At 51.6% G+C, this 258-nt stretch carries 1 pseudogene; it reads left to right on the top strand.

Features of this window, described 5'->3' with window-relative positions:
* Window positions 1-148, top strand: a pseudogene (locus MUW49_RS21695) (transposase); the annotation flags it as partial.
* Window positions 149-258: the final 110 nt, after the last annotated feature.

Here is a 258-nt window from a genome sequence, read left to right as displayed (position 1 = left end):
TGAGCGATGGCCAGCCGAGAAGGTGATGGCATTGTATCGTTGCCGTTGGCAGATCGAACTGTTGTTCAAAGAGCTGAAATCACATAACCGGTTGAAGGCGTTCGCGACACGACAAAAAGCGATAGCGGAAGGCTTGATCTGGGCTAAATAACTGATCCCAATAGTGCTACACCTTCGCTGTGCCATAGCCATTCCCCGGGAAAGGAGACACGGTATCCATGAAGTGTTTCACTCGGGCCAGCAGGTTTGCCATCCCTA

Source organism: Aeromonas sp. LsrichE-8G, from assembly GCF_022869435.1.
In the GTDB taxonomy this organism is placed as follows: domain Bacteria; phylum Pseudomonadota; class Gammaproteobacteria; order Enterobacterales; family Aeromonadaceae; genus Aeromonas; species Aeromonas caviae.
This window is presented reverse-complemented; position numbering and strand designations above follow the sequence as displayed.